Source organism: Geomicrobium sp. JCM 19055, assembly GCF_000698185.1.
Lineage (GTDB): Bacteria > Bacillota > Bacilli > Bacillales > Marinococcaceae > Geomicrobium_A > Geomicrobium_A sediminis.
In genome coordinates this window covers 55,150-78,586 of the sequence record NZ_BAXL01000010.1, presented here as the reverse complement: position 1 = coordinate 78,586, position 23,437 = coordinate 55,150, and the positions used below count along the sequence as shown (strand labels likewise).

Below are 23,437 nucleotides of genomic sequence, written 5' to 3'. Positions count from 1 at the left end.
TCAATATGAACAAACAAAAAGTCGTTTTAGCCTATTCAGGTGGTTTAGATACGTCAGTTGCAGTTAGATGGTTAATGGATCAAGGATATGAAGTCATTGCAGTTGGCTTAGATGTTGGTGAAGGTAAAGATTTAGAAACAGTAAAACAAAAAGCGATTAACGTCGGCGCAAGCCAGTCGTATACAATTGACGCAAAGAAAGAATTTGCAGAAGAGTTCGTATTGCCTGCACTTCAAGCGCGTACAATGTATGAAGATAAATATCCACTCGTATCAGCGTTATCAAGACCACTCATCGCAAAGAAGCTCGTTGAGATTGCTGAACAAACGGGTGCAGGATCAGTCGCGCACGGGTGTACTGGTAAAGGAAACGACCAAGTTCGTTTTGAAGTGTCAATTCAAGCGCTAAATCCAGATCTCGAAGTATTAGCACCTGTTCGTGAGTGGGGTTGGTCCCGTGATGAAGAGATTGAATATGCAAAAGAGCATAACATTCCGATCCCGGTTGATTTGGATAACCCGTATTCGATTGACCAGAACTTGTGGGGGAGAAGTAATGAGTGTGGCATTCTTGAAGATCCGTGGGCGACACCACCAGAAGGTGCGTATGATCTGACGAAGCCACTTGAAGAAACACCAGATACTCCAGATACGATTGAAATTGAATTCGAACAAGGCAAGCCAGTTGCAGTTGATGGCGTTCATTATGAATTAGATGAATTGATCATGCATCTAAACAAAATCGCGGGTGCACATGGCATCGGAAGAATTGACCACGTTGAGAATCGTCTCGTTGGGATTAAATCACGTGAAGTGTATGAGACACCAGGCGCAACAACGTTAATTAAAGCGCATAAGGAACTAGAAGACTTAACACTTCCAAGAGAACTTGCGCACTTTAAACCGATTGTCTCTAAGCAATTAACGGAACTCATTTATCAAGGCCTATGGTTCTCTGCGCTTCGTCCAGCGCTAGAAGCGTTTTTGAAGGAATCACAAAAGTCCGTAACAGGAACAGTTCGTGTGAAGCTCTTTAAAGGTCATGCGATTGTAGAAGGACGTAAATCACCATTCTCTCTTTATGATGAGAAGCTTGCTACGTATACGAAAGAAGATGAGTTTGATCACAATGCAGCAGTTGGGTTTACGCAACTTTGGGGACTTCCAACGAAGGTGCATAGCCAAGTAATGAAGAACGGTGTGAAACTATGACCAAGCTTTGGGGCGGCAGATTTACAAAAGAAGCAGAAGAGTGGGTGGATGCATTTGGTGCATCCATCGGCTTTGATCAACAGCTCGTCTTTGAAGATCTCGAAGGTAGCATGGCTCATGCAGCTATGCTTGCGAATTGTGGCATTATATCAGCCGAAGATGAATCACTCATTCAAAAAGGCTTAAAGTCCCTTTTAGAAAAAGCAAAACGTAATGAACTCGTTTTTGACGTGAAGTACGAAGACATTCATATGAATCTAGAGAAGCTTCTAAAAGACGAGATTGGAGACGTAGCTGGAAAGTTGCATACGGCGCGTAGTCGTAACGACCAAGTCGCAACGGACATCCATCTGTTCATGAGAAAAGAAACGCATGAGTTGATGACACTTTTGAACAATTTAAAGCTCGTTTTATTAGAGCAAGCCGAAGAGCATGTTGAAACGCTCTTACCTGGTTACACTCATTTGCAACGTGCTCAACCAATTTCTTTTGCACATCATATGCTCGCTTATGTGTCGATGTTTGATCGTGACTATGACAAGCTACAAGACAGTTTGAAACGTGTAAACCTTTCGCCGCTTGGAGCTGGTGCTTTAGCAGGGACAACTTTCCCAATTAATCGCTACGAAACAGCTGAAGCGCTCGGGTTTGACGACATTTATATGAACAGTATGGATGCGGTCAGTGACCGGGACTTTCTCATTGAATTTCTAAGTGTTGCGTCAACAATTATGATGCACCTTTCTAGATTCTCTGAAGAGCTCATTTTATGGTCAAGTCATGAGTTTAACTTTATTGAGTTGGATGATGCATTTGCAACGGGAAGTAGCATTATGCCACAAAAGAAAAACCCAGACATGGCTGAACTCGTTCGAGGAAAAACAGGACGTGTATACGGCAGTTTGGTCGGGTTGCTCACAACGTTAAAAGGCCTTCCCCTTGCGTATAACAAAGATATGCAAGAAGACAAAGAAGGAATTTTTGATGCTGTAACGACTGTTAAAGGATCATTAAAGATCTTTATCGGTATGATCGAATCGATGACTGCCAAAAAAGAAGAAACTGAAAAAGCGACAAAGTCCGACTTTTCGAATGCAACAGAGCTTGCGGATTACCTAGCAACAAAAGGAATGCCGTTCCGTGAGGCGCATGAAGTTGTCGGAAAGCTTGTTCTTCAGTGCATTCAAGAAAACAAAGTGTTAAGTGGGCTCTCGCTTGACACGTTCAAGGATGCGAGTCACTATTTCGAAGAGGACATCTATACTGCGTTAGACCCTTATGAAGCAGTTGCAAGAAGGTTGAGCGCAGGTGTACTGGCTTTACAAAAGTGAAAGAGAGTATTGCTTTCCAAAAAGCAAAGTTACAATAAAAGCACTATAGATCGGAAAATGGCATGACTCGTGATGGAGTTATGTCATTTTCTCTTATTGTATTGAGGTGGCATTAAGTCAAAAAGCGTCCTGCAAAGTAAAAACTTTGCAGGACGCTTTTAAGAACTTCTTCTTTACTTACGACGAACGATCAGAACGTCACAAGTCGCTTGGCGTACGATCGCTTCAGAAACACTACCGATCACGATACGTTCTACTTTATTGGCGCCTGTTGCACCAGCCATGATTAAGTCAATTTCATATTTTGGTGCGATATATCGTGTAATGCGAACTTTAGGTGATCCAAAATCAAGAATTGTCTCGACTTCTTCGACACCTTTATCCAACGCTTGTTGTTTGTAGTTCTCAAGCGTTTGTTTTCCTTGTTCTTCTGCACGCTTTACGATTTGGCGGTCAAAACGTTCAATCGTAGCGAACGATTTCGTGTCAATTACAGTCACGATAAAAAGCTTGGCTCCTTGATCAATTGCAAATTCACAAGCTTGGTCAAATGTGTAGTTGGATTCGGTTGAACCATCTACCCCAACTAGAATTTTCTGGTAACGACGCATAATGGTCTCCTCCTTTATTCAAATGGTTCGTACATAAGTATAAATCGATAAAAGCAATTGAATATCTCTTCAGAATAGCTGTTTCCTTTAAAGGGATATTCTAAACCTCATTTGAGTCCATTTTACCCTGTGTTAACGAATTTGTCGAAAGTTAAGTATGGGTCTAACGAAACAAATGAGCGACTTGCTTTTCGTCTTTCAAAAAAAATAGTAAGATCAAATAGACGAACAGGACCTGGAGGTTTTCTGTATGAAACACGCACTTATTACAGCGGGATCAAAAGGATTAGGGAAACAAGTAACTGAAGCCTTCATAAAAAAGGGCTACTCTGTCACGGTTAGTTATCGAAGTGATTATGCATCTGTTCTGAGGTTGCGTGAAGAGTTGGGCATTGATGAAAAGCAATTGTTTGCCGTTCAAGCGGATGTGACGAACCGTGAAGATGTGATCTCACTTATTCAACAGGCGATTGAGAGATTTGGCCGTCTTGATGTACTCGTCAATAACGCAGGTCCATATATTTTTGAACGAAAGAAGCTTTATGATTACGAGCCATCCGAATGGCATGCGATGATTGAAGGAAATCTTTCAAGTATGTTCTATTTATTAAAAGAAGCTTTGCCAATCATGCGTAAACAACGCTATGGTCGAATTATTGCTTACGGTTTTCAAGATGTAGGAAATGCACCTGCATGGTTGTACCGGAGCGCATATGGCGCTGCAAAAGCAGGGCTTGCGTCCTTAATTAAGTCAGTAGCCGTTGAAGAAGCAGAATACGGCATTACAGCGAACATGGTTTGCCCTGGAAAGATCGTTGGTGACATGAAAGAAGCTTCAATAGAGACTGGCAAAACGCATCAAGATGACGAGACTCCGGTCGGTAGACCTGGGACTGGTGGCGACATTGCACGTACGGTTATGTTTCTTGCGGATGAACACGCAGACCTTGTGACAGGTGCTATTATTGAAGTGACTGGTGGCGTTGATGTTCTACACCAAAACCGACACGAATAGGAAGTCATTTCAAAGCCATGCTATGGGTGAGGTGATCGGTCATCAGAAAGGTACTTATAGCTGTGTTGGCGCTAGTTATGATGGTAAGTGTAGGGACATTGGAGAGAGCAGAAGCGGATGAATTAATGGAAAGCTTTGGGCTTCGTGTGACCATTGAAACGAAAGATGGGGGATATCAATGGAGATTTGATAGTCCAGATCTTTATGAATTTCAAGATGGTGATCGGGTGCTGCGCTCAGAAGATGCGAAAGAACATGTCGAGAATATGAGTAAACAATTGCATGTGAATGAAAAGGTAACAGCAGATCAATTAGCAGAAAGAATTAAGCAACATTTTCCAAAGCTACGCAAGATGGACGTTCGTTGGAAGAACGGAGAAGGTGAGCTTTATACGTGGCGGTGGAAAAGTGAGCAAGTGTTGGTTGATTAATCACTACTGTTAGTCTATCTTTGAGGTAGACTAATTTTTTATTTTATACCATAACTAGAATAGGGGCGTGGGGCTTATGAATATTGGCGTACCCAAAGAGATTAAGAACCAAGAAAATCGTGTCGCAATGACACCAACAGGCGTTGTGCTTTTAAAGCGTGACGGGCATCAAGTGTTTATTGAGACGTCTGCAGGGATTGGATCAGGATTTACGGATGAACAGTACGTCGAAGCAGGTGCTGTAATCGTTGATTCTGCTCAAGAAGCGTGGAATCAAGAATTAATCGTGAAAGTGAAAGAGCCTGTTCAATCGGAGTATGGCTATTTCAAAGAAGGCCAACAGTTGTTTACATACTTGCACTTGGCTGCAGAAGAAGAGCTAACGAAGGCGTTACTTGAAAGCAAAGTGACAGCAGTTGCCTATGAAACGGTACAGTTACCGGACCGCTCATTGCCACTACTTACACCGATGAGTGAAGTGGCTGGAAGAATGTCAACGCAAATGGGCGTTCAATACCTTGAGAAAACTAAAGGTGGAAAAGGAATTTTACTTGCAGGTGTACCTGGAGTTAGTCGTGGAAAAGTAACGATTATCGGCGGGGGTGTTGCAGGAACGAACGCTGCCAAGATTGCATTAGGACTTGGGGCGAATGTAACGATCTTGGATCTAAGTCCACAACGACTACGTGAACTTGATGATCTGTTCGGTTCTTCTGTGAACTTACTCGTTTCTAATCCGGTTACGATTGAACAATCGGTTATTGAAGCGGATGTTGTAATTGGGGCGGTCCTCATTCCAGGGGCGAAAGCGCCTAAGCTCGTAAAAGAAGAAACGATAAAGAAGATGCAACCAGGTTCGGTGATTGTCGATATTGCAATCGACCAAGGCGGAATCTTCGAGACGACAGATCGCATTACGACACATGATGATCCAGTTTATACAAAGCATGATGTGTTGCATTATGCCGTAGCGAACATGCCAGGTGCTGTTCCTAGAACATCAACAATCGCTTTAACAAACGTAACGATGCCTTACGTGTCAGCGATTGCGAACAAAGGTTTAGTACCGGCGCTTCAGCAAGATCTGAACCTTAAAAAGGGATTAAATACGATTGATGGTAAATTAACGTATGAGGCAGTTGCCGTTGCAATGGACTTACCATTTACGCCAATTGAAGCCGTTTTACCTTCAGAAAACGTTTAACGTTAGTCAAAATCGGTAATAGGTTTAGTGAATCGAAAGTCGATGAAGGGTGGATAAACAATGAAGCTAACATTCCATGGACAATCGTTTATTGAAATTGAAACGAACGGGTATTCCGTATTAATTGATCCGTTCATTACTGGAAACGATACGTGCACAATTAAACCTGAAGACGTAAACCCTGATGCGATTCTATTAACGCATGGACATGCGGATCATCTTGGAGACACAGAAGCGATTGCAAAGCGTAGCGGCGCACTCGTCGTAGCCACTCATGAACTTGCCACCTATTTAGGTGGAAAAGGACTTGAGACTCACCCGTTAAATACTGGTGGAGGCTATGAGTTTCCATTTGGTCATGTGCGATTAACGCAAGCGTTTCATAGTTCTTCATTCCAAGAAGAAGATGGACAAATCATCTATCTTGGCATGCCGAACGGAATTTTGTTCACGGCTGAAGGGAAAACGATTTATCACGCCGGAGACACATCGTTATTCTCGGATATGAAGCTGATTGCAGAGCGTCATGATCTGGAAGTTGCTTTACTTCCAATCGGAGACAATTTTACGATGGGGCCAGACGATGCGAAGGTTGCTGCTGAATGGTTGCAAGCTGAGTTGTCATTCCGATTCACTACAACACATTCCCATTAATCGAACAAGATGGAGATGCTTTTGTAGATTCAATCGCGCCACTTAAAGGAAATGCTTTAAAGCCAGGGGAGTCTACAGAAGTGTGATGTATAAAGAGCCAGGTGAGGTCATCGAGATCACCTGGTATCTTTTTTTGTGGCGTAACTGAAGAGGTAGACAAGTCATATTGGCTCGTCCTTTTGAATAAACTGTTTGCAAGGTATGGTTTATTTGGGAGGTTATAAAATGCGCCGGTTAAGAATTTGGATTTCTTTTATAGTTGCTGCGTTCCTTTTGTATCTTGGTTTACAGCAATTTACAATCGGTACCGTTGGGCTTCATGGTTGGTTTTCTGTTGCGTGGTTTTTGTTTTTGTTTCCTCGTTATCGGGGGGAACCTTGCAGTGCTTGCTTACAACCGAACTCGAGTATATGAAGGTGAAGAACACCCATCACGACAGATCAACAAGCGGGAACTTGAACGTAAGGCAGCTCGTCTTCGAGCTTGAAGTCCGCGAACGACACCGATATAATTAAAGAGACTTTAGTCGAAAACTTGGCTTTATGCCAAGTTTTTTGTATCGTAATTATCCTTTTTCTAAAAGGAGTGACCTGAATGAGTACGAAGCACGAACAAATATTAGATTACATAGCTCAATTGAGCGTTGGAGAGAAAATCTCTGTACGTCAAATTGCCAAAGCCCTACACGTAAGTGAAGGGACAGCATATAGAGCCATTAAGGAAGCGGAGAACCAAGGTCTCGTTACGACGATTGAACGAGTAGGGACGATCCGTGTTGAACAGAAGCTTAAAGAAAATATTGACCATTTAACATTTGCTGAAGTCGTCAACATCGTAGATGGACAAGTTCTTGGTGGAAGAAGTGGCTTACATAAAACGCTTCAACGGTTTGTTATTGGCGCAATGAAGATGGAAGCGATGATGCGATACGTAGAACCGGGAAACTTATTAATCGTCGGAAATCGCTATCAAGTTCACCGCTTGGCACTTGAAGCCGGGGCAGCCGTATTAATTACGGGTGGCTTCGGTACGAATGAAGAAATCATTCAGTATGCCAATGAACAATCGCTACCGATCATAACGACGAGTTATGATACGTTTACGGTTGCAAGTATGATTAACCGGGCAATCTATGATCAATTGATTAAGAAAGAAATCGTCATCGTAGAGGACATTCTTATTCCACTTAATGAAACGTACTTTCTAACGACAGACAATATGGTTGAACGGTGGCATCAACTAAATGCAAAAACGAGCCATAGTCGATATCCTGTCGTTAATCATGAAATGAAAGTTCAAGGTATGGTGGCGGCGAAAGACATTCTTTCAATGAAAGAAAGTACACCCGTTGAAAAGGTGATGACGAAAGAGCCGATTACCGTTCATGCGACGATGTCACTTGCATCCGCTGCTCACGTTATGGTTTGGGAAGGCATTGAGTTATTACCGGTCGTTGATGATGAGGCTAGACTTGTTGGGGTCATTAGCCGCCAAGATGTGTTAAAGGCATTGCAAATGGCGCAACGTCAACCACATGTTGGAGACACACTTGATGATGTTGTCACGAGACAAGTGGAAGAAGCGCCAACAGGTACAGTTTATGATTATGTTTGTCATTTAACGCCACAAATGACAAACCCAATTGGAATGATTTCGTACGGAGTCTTGTCCACGTTGATTACCGAAGTCGGTAGTCGATTGTTAAGGCGTCATAAACGCGGAGATGTGGTTGTTGAGAACTTATCACTCTATTTCCTAAAGCCAGTTCAAATTGAAAGCAAGATTGAGATGAAGGGTAAGATCCTTGAAGTTAGTCGTAAGAGTGGTAAAGTCGATGTTGAATTGTACTCAAGTGATGAACTTGTTGGCAAAGGTCTCATGACTGCTCAACTGCTCGAACGTTAAAAAAAACAGCTGCCAATGGCAGCTGTTTCATTAACTCTCTTGAGAGCGTAACTCTTCTTTTGCAAATGGTGTGATGATGCGATTTGCTTTAATTCCATAGTAGACGAACACAGCTCCGAGAATTGCAAAAACGAGTCCGACAACGATATCGACCCAACTTCGGTACGAGAACATAAACAATAGACCTGGTGATAGAATGAAGATCCCAAGAGCAGTCATTGCTTTCGTTTGATACCATTCTTTTAAACGTTCGCCTTTTACGCGGAAACGTTTATATTTATAATAAACATACAATGCAAGAGCTAGGGTTAGAATCAACGTAACGACAATTGAAATAAATCCCATCGAATATCCCCCTTTTTTTCATTCGTTATTAGTTTACAGGATAAGGGTTCGATGTACAACAGAGGAGAAGTGACAGTGCAAGAAAAACTATTAGAAACAATTGAGCGCTTTGATACAATTATCATTTGTCGTCACGTGCGACCAGACCCAGATGCGTTTGGTTCGCAGCTTGGCTTAGCAGAATTAATTCGAGAAAACACAACGAAGACGGTGTACACAGTTGGAGAAGACGAAAAATCCCTTTCGTTTCTAGCGACAATGGATGAAGTGGATACTGAGACGTTCAAAGACGCCCTCGTTATTATTTGTGATACAGCGAACCGCGGACGAATCGATGAAGAGCGGTACGCATTAGCCAAAGAAACATTTAAAGTCGATCATCATCCAGAAATTGATGATTATGCAGATGCATCATGGGTCGATACGAGCTATAGCTCAACGTCTGAAATGATAACAAGATGGTTTGAGGAAACAGCAAAGCCAAACGGATGGAAGATGAACCAAACGAGTGCAAGGGTTTTATATGCAGGAATTGTCGGAGATACCGGACGTTTTCGTCATCCAAATACAACTGAACATACGTTTAGAGCGGCAGGAGTGTTGATGGAACAAGGCATTGATTTGCCTGAACTGTTTCGCAATCTATATCGTAAGCCGTTGCCACTTTTACGCCTTGAAGGTGAGCTGTTACGTACGGTGAGCTTAAGCGAGTACGGTGTTGCAGCGATCCGTGTGTCTGACGAACAACTAAAGCAATATGAAGTAAGCGTCAATGAATCTTCTGCGCTTGTAAACGCAATTAGCGACCTTGAAGGTTTGCTTACGTGGGGGATGTTTGTCGAACAAGAGGATGGCACGTATCGCGTACGTCTCCGTTCTAAAGGTCCTATTGTGAACAAGATTGCAGAGAAGCATAACGGTGGTGGCCATCCGCTAGCTGCGGGTGCTTCTGCGAATAGTGAAGAAGAGATCGACACGATCATTTCACAATTAAATGAAGCTGCAAAACAGTTTAGCTCGAGGACTCAATAACAATTTCCGTATGAAGGTCGATTTTTTTATAGAAGATGGCGCGTGTCACTTCAAGGCTGAATTGTTGTTCGTTCACATCAAATCGTTTGTTTTCAAGTGTTCGAATGACGAGCTCTTGTTGTTCAGCGACACTTTCTAAGTTCTGATGAAGCAAAGGCTCTAACTCATCGACGGCTTGTTGGCGTAAGTCATAGAGGGCAAGTTCACTGAGCCTGCTCTCTCTTTCATTTGTAAAGTGAATTTCAATGGTCTCTACTTCCACACGTTTTTGATCTTCATCAAGATCTTCTTGTTCTTGCTCTCGTGCGAGCAAAAGTTCTATTTGACTTTCAAGTTGATTAATGGTGAGTTCGTTTTTTCTAAGTTCTATAATGGTTCGCTCATAGACTTGACCATATTGAAAGATGAAAAGCCCCCAACCGATGACAACACCGATAAATAGACCTGCTAAAAAACGTTGCCACCCGGTCGCTTATAATAGGTGGAATTCTCATGGATACATCTGTTCCTGAGTAATCCACTGAATAATGAGTGCACCTGCATTTGCACCCGAGAGGGCACTTAATATCATAAAGATGGTCTTATAAACGTCAATGTGTGTACCTGCAAACAATCCCCGCTCTAGACTTGTGATTGCATCAAATGTCCCGCCAATGGCTGCAACGAGTGCCCAAATCTTTAAACTGCTCGCAAGTTCTTGAATGGTCGTAAGTGGTGGCTTTCCGATAATAAAAGCGCCAATTCCACCGATCAGTGCTCCACCTAGAACGACGCCAAAGGCAACAAAAAAAATCAATGACGAGTGTAGCGGCAAAGTCTCTGCTAAACATGGTGCATGCCCCTCTCTTTGAAACGAATCACCTAGTCTCTTATCTTTCATTTATATCGAGTCTTTGTCCAAGTTATGACTAGTCAATCTAAAAACGATCGGAGTGAACAGAGTCATGGCTAATTTTGTACATTTACAAGTGAAAAGTGAGTATTCGTTTTTGACAAGTACTTGTCGGATTGATGCGCTTATTGCTAGAGCAAAATCGCTAGGCTATGAGACGTTAGCTCTTACGGATCGCAACGTCATGTATGGCGTGAAAAAGTTCATCGATGCGTGTCATAACGTAGGTATAAAACCGATTATCGGGCTTGAACTTGATGTCGTTAGCAACGGAGTGGAAGGCAATGTACTCGTCTACGCAAAGAATGCACAAGGGTACCAAACACTCCTCTCACTCTCCACTGTTGCGACTTCAAATGACGAGCGAATGGATGTTGAGCAACTTGCTCAAATTCAAACGGATGACGTTATTTTTATCTTTCCAGAGCAAACACACCCAATCGCTAAGCTGATCAATCTCGAACAATATGAGCGTGCGATAAAAGAGCTTCGCCAATGGCAGCACGTTTTGCCAAACGACAATTATTGGTGTGGACTTTTGCCGAGTACACATACGGACTTTCATGAGCACAATGCATGGGTAACGTTTCTCACCGAGCAGAATTTGACGCCACTAGCACTTGCTAACGTTACGATGTTAAATCAAGGTGATGATTGGGTGAAGCAATGCTTACACGCCATTCGAGACGATGTTCCAGTTGCAGAGGTCAATCAATTTGAATGGCGTGCTGAGTCACATTTGTTGTCAGAGGAAGAAGCGATGGCAACGTGGCAAAATGACTTTGAACGAAGAGCACTACACGAGACCTTGAACGTGGCAAGTCTCGTTGACGTTTCTTTAAAGTCGCTAACAACGACATTGCCAAGCGTTAGTGATGAGGAGGAAACCACGCACTTGCAACAACTCGTGAGAAAAGGTGCAGCTGTGCGCTTTCCTGAGCTAACGACTGAAGTAAAAGAGCGCCTCGCAAAAGAAATGCAAACGATTAAGAACATGGGATTCTCCAATTACTTTTTGATCGTGTGGGACTATATGCGTTATGCCAGAAAACAAGGGATGTTAACAGGTCCGGGTCGTGGTTCCGCTGCAGGTTCTCTCGTAGCATACTGCCTATTTATTACCGATGTGAACCCACTTGAATATGGGTTGCTCTTTGAACGCTTTCTAAATCCAGAACGAAAATCATTGCCTGATATTGATCTTGATTTCCCTGATGATCGTCGAGATGAAATGTTCCATTATTTAGCTAAACGATACGGCAGTGAGCATGTTGCGCAAATTATTACATTTGGAACATTTGGCGTCCGTTCTTCATTACGTGAAACAGCGAAAGTTCAAGGCATTCGTGATGCACTTTTACAACGAGTGCTAAAGTTCATCCCGAGCACAGCAGGTGAACTAAACACCGTCATTAACAATACATCTGAACTTCAACGGTTGTACAAAGAAAACGATGAGGTGCATGAATGGTTTAATCGAGCGCTGGCCATTGAAGGGTTGCCAAGGCATACGTCGCTGCATGCAGCAGGAATCGTTCTTAGTAAACGTCCGTTAACATCGGTCGTACCGATTGTGCGTGAAAGAGGGGCGCTCGCGTATACGCAGTTGCCGATGGAAGATCTTGATGCTTTCGGACTCTTGAAATTTGATTTATTAGGATTACGGAACTTAACACTTTTAGACCGCCTCCAAAAAGATACCTTCTCAAAAACAGGACAACACCTATTATTCGACCAGTTGCCAAAAGATGATAAAAAAACGATGCAAATGCTTGCAAGTGGTCAAACCGCAGGAGTGTTTCAGTTTGAGTCGGCGGGCATGCAATCGGTTTTAAGAAAGTTAAAGCCGAGTCAATTCGAAGATATTGTTGCGGTGAATGCCTTGTATCGACCAGGTCCAATGGACAATATCGATACGTTTATACGCGGAAAGCGTTCACCAGAGAACATCACGTATTTGCATGAATCGCTACGTCAGACATTATCACTAACGTACGGCGTTATGGTTTATCAAGAGCAAGTTATGCAAGTGGCCGTGCAAGTGGCTAACTATTCATTGGCAGATGCAGATCTTCTTCGACGCGTGATTAGTAAGAAAGACAAAGACGTACTCATGCAAGAGGAAGAGCGTTTTCTAGCAGGCGCAGTCACGAGCGGATACGCTCAATCAGTAGCCAAGCAGTTGTTTGATTGGATCTTACAATTTGCAAACTACGGATTTAATCGAAGTCATGCGGTTGCCTATAGTTTAATTGCGTATCGAATTGCTTACTTTAAAGCACATTTTCCTGGGATATTCTATGCCGCGTATTTTTCGATGATCAGTGGTGATCTAGAACGGATGAAGCGCGCGGCAGCCGAGATGAAGCGCGAAGAGCTGTCTATACTTGGACCGTCTGTCAATAACAGTGATTACACGTATGCAGCAGATGAACGGGGCGTGCGTTTCCCACTTCAAAGTGTGGCACACGTTGGAGGAAACATAGCAAAAGCGATTGTTTCTGAACGAAAGGAAAATGGAAGGTTTCGTAACTTTATAGATTTTTGTCGTCGAATGAAGCCTGTTCGCTTGCAAAGAAATCAACTGATCAGCCTCATCCGCTCAGGGGCACTAGACGAGTGGGAGCAACATCGCGCAGTCTTGCTCGCATCAATTGATCGAGCGAGAGAGTACATTGATTTCGAAGATGATGTTGGTGCCCTTTTCAAAAGCCGCGATGAAGATTTTCGTTATGCAGAACGCGAACCGTATACCCATCACGACAAACTGCTACAAGAGAAAGAAGCGACTGGGTTTTATTTAAGTGGCCACCCGCTTGATGAATATTTACACTTATTCCAAGCGCAAAAGCAATAGACATTGGAGAAGTTGCTGGAGAACATCATGATCAATACGTTTGGATTGCTGGAACTTTAGAAACAATAAAGCCTATACGAACGAAAAATGGGCAATCAATGGCTTTTTTTGAACCTTAGCGATGATACAGGTCGAATTGAAGTTGTCGTTTTTCCAGATGTTTATCGTGACATGAAAGATGAACTTATTGAAGGAGAACTTCTCGTTGTCTTTGGAAGAGTGGAAAGCAATGCGAATCGAATAAAGATACTCGCTCAGCTTACTCAACTAGCAGACCATGCTAAGACTGAATCGACGTCGTCTCTCTACCTCAAAATACCTGAACACTTAAATTCTACGAAGACGTTAAGCGCAATTAAACGACAGCTCCGCAACCATTCTGGGTTTGCCGGTGTGAAGGTGTACCATGAATCAAAACATAAGCTGTATGAGTTAGATGCGAGTTACCATGTTCACATCAAAAAAAGAATTGCTAGAACGTCTAACCCTTATTGTAGGTGAAGAAAACGTTGTCAAAAAAATGAGATCGTCTTTTTGAACGCAAAAGGGTGAATGCAAGAGAACACTTTGTTATAATAGATTGCACATGTACAGTTAATACAGTTTGTCCTTTTTTATTCATTCATAGTTCGAACAGCGTCCTATAGGTCGCAAACATAAGATTCATCAAATATAAGATGAGATCCACTTGTTAAGGAGTGTGCAGGAATAATGCCAACGACTAGAGAAGAAGCACTACACATCCATAGAATGAAGCAAGGAAAGCTAGAATCGAAATCTAAGATTCCCGTAAGAAACAGTAAAGATTTAAGTCTTGCATATTCTCCAGGTGTTGCAGAACCGTGTAAAGAGATTTTTAACGACAAGCAAAAGGTATTTGAATATACGATGAAAGGCAACATGGTTGCGGTTGTTAGTGACGGTAGTGCAGTTCTTGGCCTCGGTAACATCGGTCCAGAAGCATCATTGCCTGTTATGGAAGGAAAAGCTGTTCTGTTCAAATCATTTGCAGGTGTGGATGCATTTCCAATCTGTCTAGACACTTCTGATCCTGATAAGATCGTTGAAACAGTTAAATTAATGCAACCTACTTTCGGTGGTGTGAACTTAGAGGATATTGCAGCCCCGAATTGCTTTATCATCGAGGAACGTTTAAAGAAAGAAACAAACATTCCAATTTTCCATGATGACCAACATGGTACAGCAATCGTTACTCTTGCTGGGTTGATCAATGCACTCAAAGTAACGAACAAACAGCTATCTGACGTGCGCGTAGTATTAAACGGCGCTGGAGCGGCTGGTATTGCAATCGTGAAACTGCTTCTAAGCATGGGTGTCAAAGAAATTATCCTTTGTGATAGTAAGGGAGCAATCTTTGAAGGTCGTACAGCTGGTATGAACCCAATTAAAGATGAGATTGCTAAAGTAACGAACAGCCAGAAGAAAGAAGGCGCTCTTAAAGACGTAATTCAAGACACGGACGTGTTTATCGGAGTTTCTGTTGAAGGCGCACTTACAAAAGAGATGATCGAGAGCATGAATGACGATGCAATCATCTTTGCGATGGCGAACCCGAACCCAGAAATTATGCCTGAAGATGCAAAAGCAGCAGGGGCGGCAGTCATTGGTACTGGTCGTTCTGACTTCCCTAACCAAGTGAATAATGTTCTTGCATTCCCTGGTATTTTCAGAGGGGCATTGGATGTGAATGCGACGCATATCAATGAAGAGATGAAACAAGCAGCCGTTTTTGCGATTGCTGAACTTATTTCTGAATCAGAATTAACGAGAGATTACGTCATTCCAGCACCATTCGATACAAGAGTAGCACCAGCTGTTGCTGCTGCGGTAGCAAAAACAGCGATGGAACTGGTGTTGCCCGTAAGGAAGCTGATCCAGAAGAGGTTGCTTCACGAACAAGAAAAATGGCTATGATCGAGGAATAAGAAGATAAGGAGCGATCGTCTCTTTGGACGATCGTTTTTCCCTATTATTTCCTATTGGAGAAAGCCGCCTTTAGTGTGGTACGAGAGGTGAATAAGGTGTTCAAAGACTTATTTTCAAAGAAAAGAAAGTATGCAACGATCCCTTCTGAACGTACACAACCGACGAAGATGAACGACGGTGTGATGACGAAATGTCCAACGTGTAAAACGATTATGTATTCAAGGGAATTAAAGAAGCATGATTATGTTTGTACGAAGTGTGATCATCATTTCCGGTTGACTGCAAGAGACCGAATTAATAGCGTAATCGATGTCGGCTCATTTGAAGAGCTTGATGTAAGCCTTCTGTCAGGGAATCCACTTGATTTCCCCGACTACGAAGAAAAGTTAGCGAGTGATCAACAAAAGACAGGCTTGAATGAAGCGATCATTACAGGACGTGGCAGATGGAAGGCTTGCCGGTCGTGATCGGTGTCATGGATCCACGTTTTCGTATGGCGAGCATGGGGACAGTCGTTGGCGAGAAAATTAAGCGTGCAATTGAGACAGCACTAGAGGATCGGGTGCCATTCATTATGTTTAGTGCCTCCGGTGGTGCAAGAATGCAAGAAGGGTTCTTAGTCTCATGCAGATGGCTAAAACATCTGTTGCTTTGCAAAGACTTCACGAAGAACAGTTGCCGTTTATCTCAATCATGACACACCCTACAACAGGTGGTGTTTCCGCAAGCTTTGCGTCGCTTGGTGATTACAATTTTGCAGAACCACGAGCGTTAATTGGATTTGCAGGTAGAAGAATTATTGAGCAGACGATTCGTGAAGACTTACCTGAAGATTTTCAGACTGCAGAGTTTCTACTTGAACACGGTCAACTCGACAAAGTCATCCATCGCTCTGAGATGAAATCAACACTAACAACGATCTTGAAGATGCATCAAGCTTCGCATCAACGAGGAGGCGAGCTTTCGTCATGACCCATAAGTTACCATTCGAAAAGCCTGTTGTAGAACTCCAAAATAAAATAGATGAATTGAAAAACTTCACGCAAGACAAAGATATTAATCTTGAAGAAGAAATCGCTCATCTTGAGGGACGTTTACAACAAGTTGAATCTCAAATCTATGATAATTTAAAGCCTTGGGAGCGCGTGCAAATCGCAAGACACGCCGAGCGACCAACAACGTTGGACTACATTGAGCATTTATTCACCGATTTCATTGAACTTCATGGTGATCGTTATTATGGAGACGATGATGCAATTGTCGGTGGAGTTGCGTTTTATAAAGGGCAACCGGTCACGGTTATTGGTCACCAACGTGGACGGAATACGAAAGAGAATATTCAACGGAACTTCGGGATGCCGCATCCAGAAGGGTATCGTAAAGCGTTACGCTTGATGCATCAAGCAAATAAGTTTAATCGCCCAATTATTACGCTCATTGATACAAAAGGTGCATTCCCTGGTAAAGCGGCAGAAGAACGCGGACAAAGTGAAGCAATTGCGCGCAACTTGTTAGAAATGGCAAGCTTTACTGTGCCGTCAATTGGTATTGTCATCGGTGAAGGAGGAAGTGGTGGAGCATTGGCTCTTGGCGTAGTGAATCGCATGTTTATGCTTGAGAACTCCACATACTCTGTAATTTCACCAGAAGGCGCAGCCGCAATTCTCTGGAAAGATGCAACGCAGGCTCAGCGTGCAGCGGAGACGATGAAAATTACGGCACCTGATTTGTATGAATTAGGTGTTATTGAAGGCGTGATTCGTGAAGTTCGAGGCGGGGCACATCATAATGTGAAGCAACAAGCTGAGTATATTGACTCGGTTTTAAAGCAACAAATGGACGAATTAACGCAACTATCCAAAGAAGAGATAAGAAACCAACGCTACGAAAAGTTCAGTAAAATTGGTATGTAAGACATGCAGGTTAAAGGGTAGGAGTGATCAACATGAAGCGAATCGGAGTACTTACGAGCGGTGGAGATTCCCCGGGGATGAATGCCGCGATCCGAGCAGTTGTACGTAAGGCGATCTATCACGACGTTGAGGTTTTCGGGATTTACTACGGCTATTCGGGACTCATTAACAACCATATAGAGAAAATGGAAGTTGGCGACGTTGGCGACATCATTCACCGTGGGGGAACGATGCTCTATACAGCGCGCTGTGAAGAGTTTAAAACAAAAGAAGGTCAACAACAAGCCATTGAAAACCTCAACAAAGCGGGCATTGAAGGCTCGTTGTCGTAGGTGGGGATGGTTCATTCCGCGGCGCGGAAGCATTGACGTCACTCGGGTACCAACAATCGGTGTTCCGGGAACGATTGATAACGATGTACCAGGTACCGATTTTACGATTGGTTTTGACACTGCATTAAACACTGTCATTAATGCCATTGACAAAATCCGAGATACAGCTACTTCTCATGAACGAACGTATGTCATTGAAGTAATGGGTAGAGATGCAGGCGATCTAGCGCTCTGGTCTGGTCTTGCTGATGGAGCCGAAACGATCATGATCCCAGAGCAACCTCAAGAGACTGAGGACATCGTTGAACGTTTATTAAGAGGCCATCGCAGAGGGAAGAAGCATAGTATTATCATCGTTGCAGAAGGTGTCGGTAGCGGTGTGGATGTCGCTCGGGAAATTCAAGATGAAACAGGACTTGAGACGAGAGTGACAGTCCTTGGCCATATTCAAAGAGGGGGTTCTCCTACGGCCTTTGACCGTGTGTTGGCAAGTCGACTTGCATCAAGAGCTGTTGAACTTCTATTGGAAGGCGAATCAGGTAAGATGGTAGGGCTCGTAAACAATCAAGTCGTCCATAAGCCGATTCAAACAGCGCTTGAAGAAAAACACAAGATAGATCAAAACATGTACAAGCTCTCTCAAGAGCTGTCCATTTAGTCAACACAAGGAGGAATCTTTCGATGAGAAAAACTAAAATAGTCGCGACGATCGGACCTGCATCTGAAGAAAAAGACATGCTTAAACGCCTGATTTCAGCAGGTATGAACGTGGCACGTCTAAATTTCTCGCACGGGTCACATGAAGAACATCGCAGTCGTATTAAAACGATTCGAGAAGCAGCGGCAGAACTTGAAACGACCGTCTCGATTCTGTTAGATACGAAAGGTCCAGAAATTCGCACGTATACAATGGAAAATGACGCAATTACACTTGAAAAAGGTCAGCCACTCATCGTAACTGGTGAAGAAGTGGTCGGTACGACGGATCGAATCGGTGTAACGTATCAGAATTTGTCAGAAGACCTTTCAGTTGGTAATACAATTTTGTTAGATGACGGTCTTATTGGGCTTCATGTTGATCGTATTGAAGGCAAAGACGTCGTTACAACCGTAATGAACAATGGTGTGTTAAAGAACAAAAAGGGAGTTAACCTTCCGAAAGTAAAAGTAAATCTACCAGGCATGACAGACAAAGATGCAGCCGATATTCGTTTTGGAATTGAAGAAGAAGTTGATTTTATTGCAGCTTCATTCGTTCGTCGTGCTTCAGATGTTCTCGAAATTCGCGAGCTTTTGGAAGCGCATGGCGCAGGTGATACGTATATTATCCCGAAGATCGAAAACGAAGAAGGTGTCGAGAATATCGCAGAAATTCTCGAAGTGTCTGACGGGCTTATGGTCGCACGAGGGGACTTAGGTGTAGAAATTCCACCTGAAGAAGTTCCACTCGTTCAAAAGAAACTCATTCAACGTTGTAATGATCTTGCTAAACCGGTCATTACTGCAACGCAAATGTTAGATAGCATGCAGCGTAACCCTAGACCTACTCGTGCAGAAGCTAGTGACGTTGCCAATGCGATTTTTGATGGTACAGATGCGATTATGCTTTCAGGTGAAACAGCAGCAGGTGACTATCCGTTTGAAGCTGTTGAGACGATGAGTAACATTGCAAAGCGTGCTGAATCTGCACTAGATTTTGATCGTTTGCTTAACATCCGTACAGAAGAAAGCCAGACGACGATTACGAATTCGATCAGTCAAGCAGTAGCTAGAACAGCGCTAACGTTAAATACACCTGCGATTTTGACGGCTACAGAAAGTGGCTATACAGCTAGACTCGTATCAAAATATCGTCCGAAAGCGACCATTGTTGCCGTGACGAGTAACATTCGCGCGCAACGACGTTTAACTCTCGTTTGGGGAGTTCACCCGTTACTTGGGAACACTGTAGAGACGACAGATGAAATGTTCGATGAAACGGTTAGTGCTGCGCTCAAGAGTAATCAAGTCAAGCACGGCGATCTTGTCGTTATAACAGCAGGGGTACCGGTCGGTGAGATTGGTACAACGAACATGATGAAAGTCCATGTGATCGGTGAAGTCGCAGCGAAAGGTCAAGGAATTGGTCGCACAACTGCAAGTGGTAAAGCGGTCGTTGTGAAAGATGCTGCAGAAGCAAATGCTAGGATGGAAGAAGGCAACATCCTGATTACGACAGGAACAGACAAAGAGATGATGCCTGCATTTGAAAAAGCAGCGGCTGTCATCACCGAAGAAGGTGGCTTAACATGTCATGCTGCAGTGGTAGGAATTTCACTTAGCGTTCCAGTCATTGTCGGTGTTCATGATGCGGTTAAGATCTTTAAAGATGGTGAAGAACTAACCGTTGACAGTTCAAGAGGCGACATATATAAAGGTCACGCTCGAGTATTGTAATTGATGGAAGGGGTTGGGAGTGATTATGGCACGATTCCTGCTTGTCGGTTTGCTACTCGTACCAATTATAGAGATCGCTGGAATTTGGCTTGTTGGTCGCTGGCTCGGATTCTGGCCAACTCTCGGTTTAATGTTAGCAACGAGTTTAATCGGCTTATGGATGGCTAGACGAGAAGGAAGACAAGCTTGGCAAGTATTTAACCTGCAGCTGAACAATCATGAAGTTCCGACAAGTTCAGCAATCGACGGGGTTTGTATCTTACTCGCAGGGTTGTTGTTATTAGCTCCAGGGTTTTTGACGGACCTTATAGGATTTATTCTACTCATCCCGTTTTCAAGAGCTTACATTAAAGGGTTCTTACGACATTTTTTTTCAAAAAATGGTTGCGAGTGGCCGATTCATCGTTATACGAAGATAAAGTTCCCCTCTTAGATGGTGTTCTAAGAGGGGTGTTTTTTCTGGTAATTTTTAAAAGAATCATGTATACGTAAAAGGGAAAGTCTTGATTTCATAAGGGTTTTCCAGCAATCTTTCATTGTATACAAAAAAACATTGGAAAAAAAGATTTGTGCGTTTTCGTTCACAAAAAGACGAATCACGTTTATAATAGAGGATGTTGAAAAAACCGGAGAAATCACGACCACCATAGTAACATACGGTAAGAACTGTCTAATAATGTCAAATTGGACGAGGGAACAATTGAATACAATATAGTAGGATGATCGTGTTCACTTCACGTTGATCTTGTAGAAATTATGGTGCGCGCGACGGTTTTATCTGGTAACAGCAGTCATACGTTTTTCGTTTCTGCATGATGGAAAACGCATAATGTGGACAAGGTTAAGACAAGTTATCCTTGTTATTTATGAAGAATCGGATTCTTGTTACAAAGGGGAGAGATTGTAATGAGTCAAACAAGAGGTTTAGAAGGAGTCGTTGCGACGACTTCAAGTGTTAGCTCGATTATTGATGATGTGTTAACGTATCAAGGTTACCATATTGATGATTTAGCAGAACAATCTTCGTTTGAAGAGGTCGTGTACCTATTATGGAATGGCAAATTACCGACGAAGCAAGAGCTAGACGCTTTTTCTAAAGAGTTATTTGCAAACATGCAAGTTCCAGACGAGATTTTCAATTACATGAAAGCGTATCCGATTGCTGATGTACATCCAATGGCGGCGCTACGCACAGCAATTTCGCAGCTTGGTCTATACGACAAAGATGCAGACAAGAATGACGTGGAAACAGCAAAGAAATCAGCAATTAAACTTCAAGCAAAAGTTGCAACAGTGGTGACTGGTTTTGCGCGTATTCGTAACGGCAAAGAGCCTGTTCAACCTAAAGAAGGTTTAAGTTTTGCTGCGAACTTCTTGTACATGTTAAACGGTGAAGAGCCTAATGAGGTTGCAGAAGATGCATTTAATAAAGCACTCGTATTGCATGCAGACCATGAGCTAAATGCTTCGACATTTACTGCACGTGTTTGTGTCGCTACGTTATCAGATATTTATTCTGGTATTACAGCGGCGATTGGTGCTTTAAAGGGACCATTGCACGGTGGAGCGAACGAACGTGTTATGCAAATGCTCAGTGAGATTGAACAACCTGAAAACGTAGACAGCTATGTTCAAGGCATGTTCGACAAAAAAGAAAAAATCATGGGATTCGGACACCGCGTATACAAAAACGGTGATCCACGTGCGAAACACCTTCGCGAAATGTCGAAAAAACTCGGTGGCATTACGGGTGAAGACAAGTGGTATGAGATGAGCCTTCAAATTGAGAAGATCGTAACAGAAGAGAAAGGACTTCTTCCGAATGTCGATTTCTACTCTGCATCGATGTATCATAGTTTAGGCATTGATCATGACTTATTTACGCCAATCTTCGCGGTTAGCCGTGTTTCTGGTTGGAACGCACACATCCTAGAGCAATATAGCGATAATCGTTTAATCCGTCCGCGTGCAGAGTACGTAGGTCCAGGAAAGCAACAATACGTTTCGATTGAGAATCGCTAATCCATCATTTTTTTACAGGAGGTTTTTACTATGGCTGAAAAAAATTACAGTAAACAACGGTGTACTAAACGTACCTAACAACCCAGTTATTCCATATATCGAAGGTGACGGAATCGGTCCTGACATTTGGGCTGCAGCTTCCCGCGTTCTTGATGCAGCAGTTGAAAAAGCATACAACGGCGAAAAGAAAATCGATTGGAAAGAAATCCTTGTCGGTGGAAAAGCACACGACAAAACAGGTGAATGGTTACCAGAAGATTCCCTTGACGCAATTCGTGAATACTTGATTGCAATTAAAGGACCACTTACAACACCAATCGGTGGCGGAATTCGTTCATTGAACGTTGCCCTTCGTCAAAAGCTTGACCTTTACACGTGTCTTCGTCCAGTACGTCACTTTACTGGGGTACCATCACCAGTTAAGCGTCCTGAAGATGTAGACATGGTGATCTTCCGTGAAAACACTGAAGACATCTATGCTGGTATTGAGTTCCAAGAAGGAACTGCTGATGCGAAGAAAGTGATCGACTTTATTCGTAACGAAATGGGATCTGAAAACATTCGTTTCCCTGAAACATCTGGTATTGGTATTAAGCCAGTATCTAAAGAAGGTACAGAGCGAATCGTTCGTTCAGCAATTGAATATGCACTCGCTGAAGGTCGTAAGAGCCTAACACTCGTTCATAAAGGAAACATCATGAAGTTTACTGAAGGTGCCTTTAAGTCTTGGGGTTATGATCTTGCTGAGCGTGAATTCGGAGACAAAGTCTTCACGTGGAACCAATACGATGCAATCGTTGAAAAAGAAGGTAAAGATGCTGCGAACAAAGCGCAAGACGAAGCTGAAGCAGCTGGTAAGATTATCGTTAAAGATTCGATCGCTGATATCTTCTTACAACAAATCCTTACTCGTCCAAAAGAGTTTGACGTTGTCGCTACAATGAACCTTAACGGTGACTACATCTCTGATGCTCTTGCAGCACAAGTTGGTGGAATCGGTATTGCACCAGGTGCAAACATTAACTATGCGACTGGACACGCGATCTTTGAAGCAACTCACGGAACTGCACCGAAATATGCAGGACTTGATAAAGTAAACCCATCATCTGTTATCCTTTCTGGTGAGCTTATGTTACGTCACTTAGGTTGGTTCGAAGCAGCTGAACTTGTTCTTCAATCAATGGACAAGACAATTGGAAGCAAAGTAGTGACTTATGACTTCGCTCGTCTTATGGACAACGCAAAAGAAGTGAAGTGCTCTGAGTTTGCTGATGAACTTATCAAAAACATGTAATTGAT

16 protein-coding genes and 6 pseudogenes are annotated in these 23,437 nt (G+C 42.9%); 18 read left to right on the top strand and 4 right to left on the bottom strand.

All coding sequences use genetic code 11. From position 1 onward, the window contains the following. The first annotated feature begins 5 nt into the window (after window positions 1-5). Complete coding sequence (locus tag JCM19055_RS10205) at window positions 6-1,211, top strand: argininosuccinate synthase (RefSeq protein ID WP_042359668.1); 1,206 nt, start codon at window positions 6-8, stop codon at window positions 1,209-1,211. Beyond that, window positions 1,208-2,580 (top strand): annotated as a pseudogene (gene argH, locus JCM19055_RS10200) (argininosuccinate lyase). The gene JCM19055_RS10205 and the pseudogene argH overlap by 4 nt, the downstream one beginning before the upstream one ends. A gap of 135 nt (window positions 2,581-2,715) precedes the next feature. Here argH and JCM19055_RS10195 read toward each other — a convergent pair. Next, a complete protein-coding gene (locus JCM19055_RS10195; RefSeq protein WP_042359666.1) occupies window positions 2,716-3,153 on the bottom strand; it encodes a universal stress protein in 438 nt (145 codons plus the stop codon). Window positions 3,154-3,403: 250 nt separating this feature from the next. Here JCM19055_RS10195 and JCM19055_RS10190 point away from each other — a divergent pair, with 250 nt between their 5' ends. From JCM19055_RS10190 to JCM19055_RS10170, 5 genes and pseudogenes are all read left to right on the top strand, one after another. After that, entirely contained in the window at window positions 3,404-4,168 is a 765-nt protein-coding gene (locus tag JCM19055_RS10190; RefSeq protein WP_042359665.1) for an SDR family oxidoreductase, read from the top strand. Between the two features lie 65 nt (window positions 4,169-4,233). Then, window positions 4,234-4,599 (top strand): hypothetical protein, encoded by a 366-nt coding sequence (locus tag JCM19055_RS10185; RefSeq protein WP_042359664.1) that lies wholly within the window; start codon window positions 4,234-4,236, stop codon window positions 4,597-4,599. A 76-nt stretch (window positions 4,600-4,675) separates the two neighbouring features. Continuing rightward, the gene (gene ald / locus JCM19055_RS10180; RefSeq protein ID WP_042359663.1) at window positions 4,676-5,803 is read left to right on the top strand and encodes an alanine dehydrogenase; all 1,128 of its coding nucleotides are present in this window, start codon (window positions 4,676-4,678) and stop codon (window positions 5,801-5,803) included. Between the two features lie 60 nt (window positions 5,804-5,863). Beyond that, a pseudogene (locus JCM19055_RS10175) lies at window positions 5,864-6,543 on the top strand (metal-dependent hydrolase). 508 nt (window positions 6,544-7,051) lie between these two features. Continuing rightward, window positions 7,052-8,362 carry a DRTGG domain-containing protein gene (locus tag JCM19055_RS10170; RefSeq protein WP_042359662.1) on the top strand — a complete coding sequence of 437 codons (1,311 nt, stop codon included), beginning with the start codon at window positions 7,052-7,054 and terminating at the stop codon, window positions 8,360-8,362. 30 nt (window positions 8,363-8,392) lie between these two features. On the opposite strand, the gene JCM19055_RS10165 is transcribed toward JCM19055_RS10170, so the two are convergent. Beyond that, window positions 8,393-8,707, bottom strand: coding sequence for a YtpI family protein (locus JCM19055_RS10165; RefSeq protein WP_042359661.1), 315 nt, complete (start codon window positions 8,705-8,707; stop codon window positions 8,393-8,395). Between the two features lie 75 nt (window positions 8,708-8,782). Here JCM19055_RS10165 and JCM19055_RS10160 point away from each other — a divergent pair, with 75 nt between their 5' ends. Continuing rightward, window positions 8,783-9,739: a bifunctional oligoribonuclease/PAP phosphatase NrnA gene (locus JCM19055_RS10160; RefSeq protein ID WP_042359660.1), complete on the top strand. Its 957-nt coding sequence runs from the start codon at window positions 8,783-8,785 to the stop codon at window positions 9,737-9,739. On the opposite strand, the pseudogene ytrI reads toward JCM19055_RS10160, so the two are convergent. Continuing rightward, window positions 9,720-10,196 (bottom strand): annotated as a pseudogene (gene ytrI, locus JCM19055_RS10155) (sporulation membrane protein YtrI); the annotation flags it as partial. The gene JCM19055_RS10160 and the pseudogene ytrI sit on opposite strands and share 20 nt — an antisense overlap. A 33-nt stretch (window positions 10,197-10,229) precedes the next feature. Continuing rightward, a complete protein-coding gene (locus JCM19055_RS10150; RefSeq protein ID WP_081833598.1) occupies window positions 10,230-10,619 on the bottom strand; it encodes a YtrH family sporulation protein in 390 nt (129 codons plus the stop codon). A 64-nt stretch (window positions 10,620-10,683) separates the two neighbouring features. Here JCM19055_RS10150 and JCM19055_RS10145 point away from each other — a divergent pair, with 64 nt between their 5' ends. From JCM19055_RS10145 to icd, 10 genes and pseudogenes are all read left to right on the top strand, one after another. Continuing rightward, window positions 10,684-13,488 carry a DNA polymerase III subunit alpha gene (locus tag JCM19055_RS10145; RefSeq protein WP_052366180.1) on the top strand — a complete coding sequence of 935 codons (2,805 nt, stop codon included), beginning with the start codon at window positions 10,684-10,686 and terminating at the stop codon, window positions 13,486-13,488. An 87-nt stretch (window positions 13,489-13,575) separates the two neighbouring features. Continuing rightward, window positions 13,576-13,989 carry an OB-fold nucleic acid binding domain-containing protein gene (locus JCM19055_RS23525; RefSeq protein WP_052366179.1) on the top strand — a complete coding sequence of 138 codons (414 nt, stop codon included), beginning with the start codon at window positions 13,576-13,578 and terminating at the stop codon, window positions 13,987-13,989. Window positions 13,990-14,199: 210 nt separating this feature from the next. Beyond that, window positions 14,200-15,434: pseudogene (locus tag JCM19055_RS10140) on the top strand (NADP-dependent malic enzyme). 96 nt (window positions 15,435-15,530) lie between these two features. Beyond that, a pseudogene (gene accD / locus JCM19055_RS10135) lies at window positions 15,531-16,407 on the top strand (acetyl-CoA carboxylase, carboxyltransferase subunit beta). Next, window positions 16,404-17,348 (top strand): acetyl-CoA carboxylase carboxyl transferase subunit alpha, encoded by a 945-nt coding sequence (accA, locus tag JCM19055_RS10130; RefSeq protein WP_042359657.1) that lies wholly within the window; start codon window positions 16,404-16,406, stop codon window positions 17,346-17,348. Before accD ends, accA begins: the two are co-directional and overlap by 4 nt. A gap of 32 nt (window positions 17,349-17,380) precedes the next feature. After that, window positions 17,381-18,338, top strand: a pseudogene (gene pfkA, locus JCM19055_RS10125) (6-phosphofructokinase). Window positions 18,339-18,361: 23 nt separating this feature from the next. Beyond that, window positions 18,362-20,116 (top strand): pyruvate kinase, encoded by a 1,755-nt coding sequence (pyk, locus tag JCM19055_RS10120; protein WP_042359656.1) that lies wholly within the window; start codon window positions 18,362-18,364, stop codon window positions 20,114-20,116. Between the two features lie 25 nt (window positions 20,117-20,141). Next, on the top strand, window positions 20,142-20,549 hold the full coding sequence (locus JCM19055_RS10115) for an FxsA family protein (RefSeq protein ID WP_052366178.1): 408 nt from the start codon (window positions 20,142-20,144) through the stop codon (window positions 20,547-20,549). Between the two features lie 473 nt (window positions 20,550-21,022). Next, complete coding sequence (gene citZ, locus JCM19055_RS10110; protein ID WP_042359655.1) at window positions 21,023-22,138, top strand: citrate synthase; 1,116 nt, start codon at window positions 21,023-21,025, stop codon at window positions 22,136-22,138. Further along, window positions 22,125-23,432, top strand: a complete 1,308-nt coding sequence (gene icd, locus JCM19055_RS10105) for an NADP-dependent isocitrate dehydrogenase (protein ID WP_265182008.1) — start codon at window positions 22,125-22,127, stop codon at window positions 23,430-23,432. Before citZ ends, icd begins: the two co-directional genes overlap by 14 nt. Window positions 23,433-23,437 lie beyond the last annotated feature (5 nt).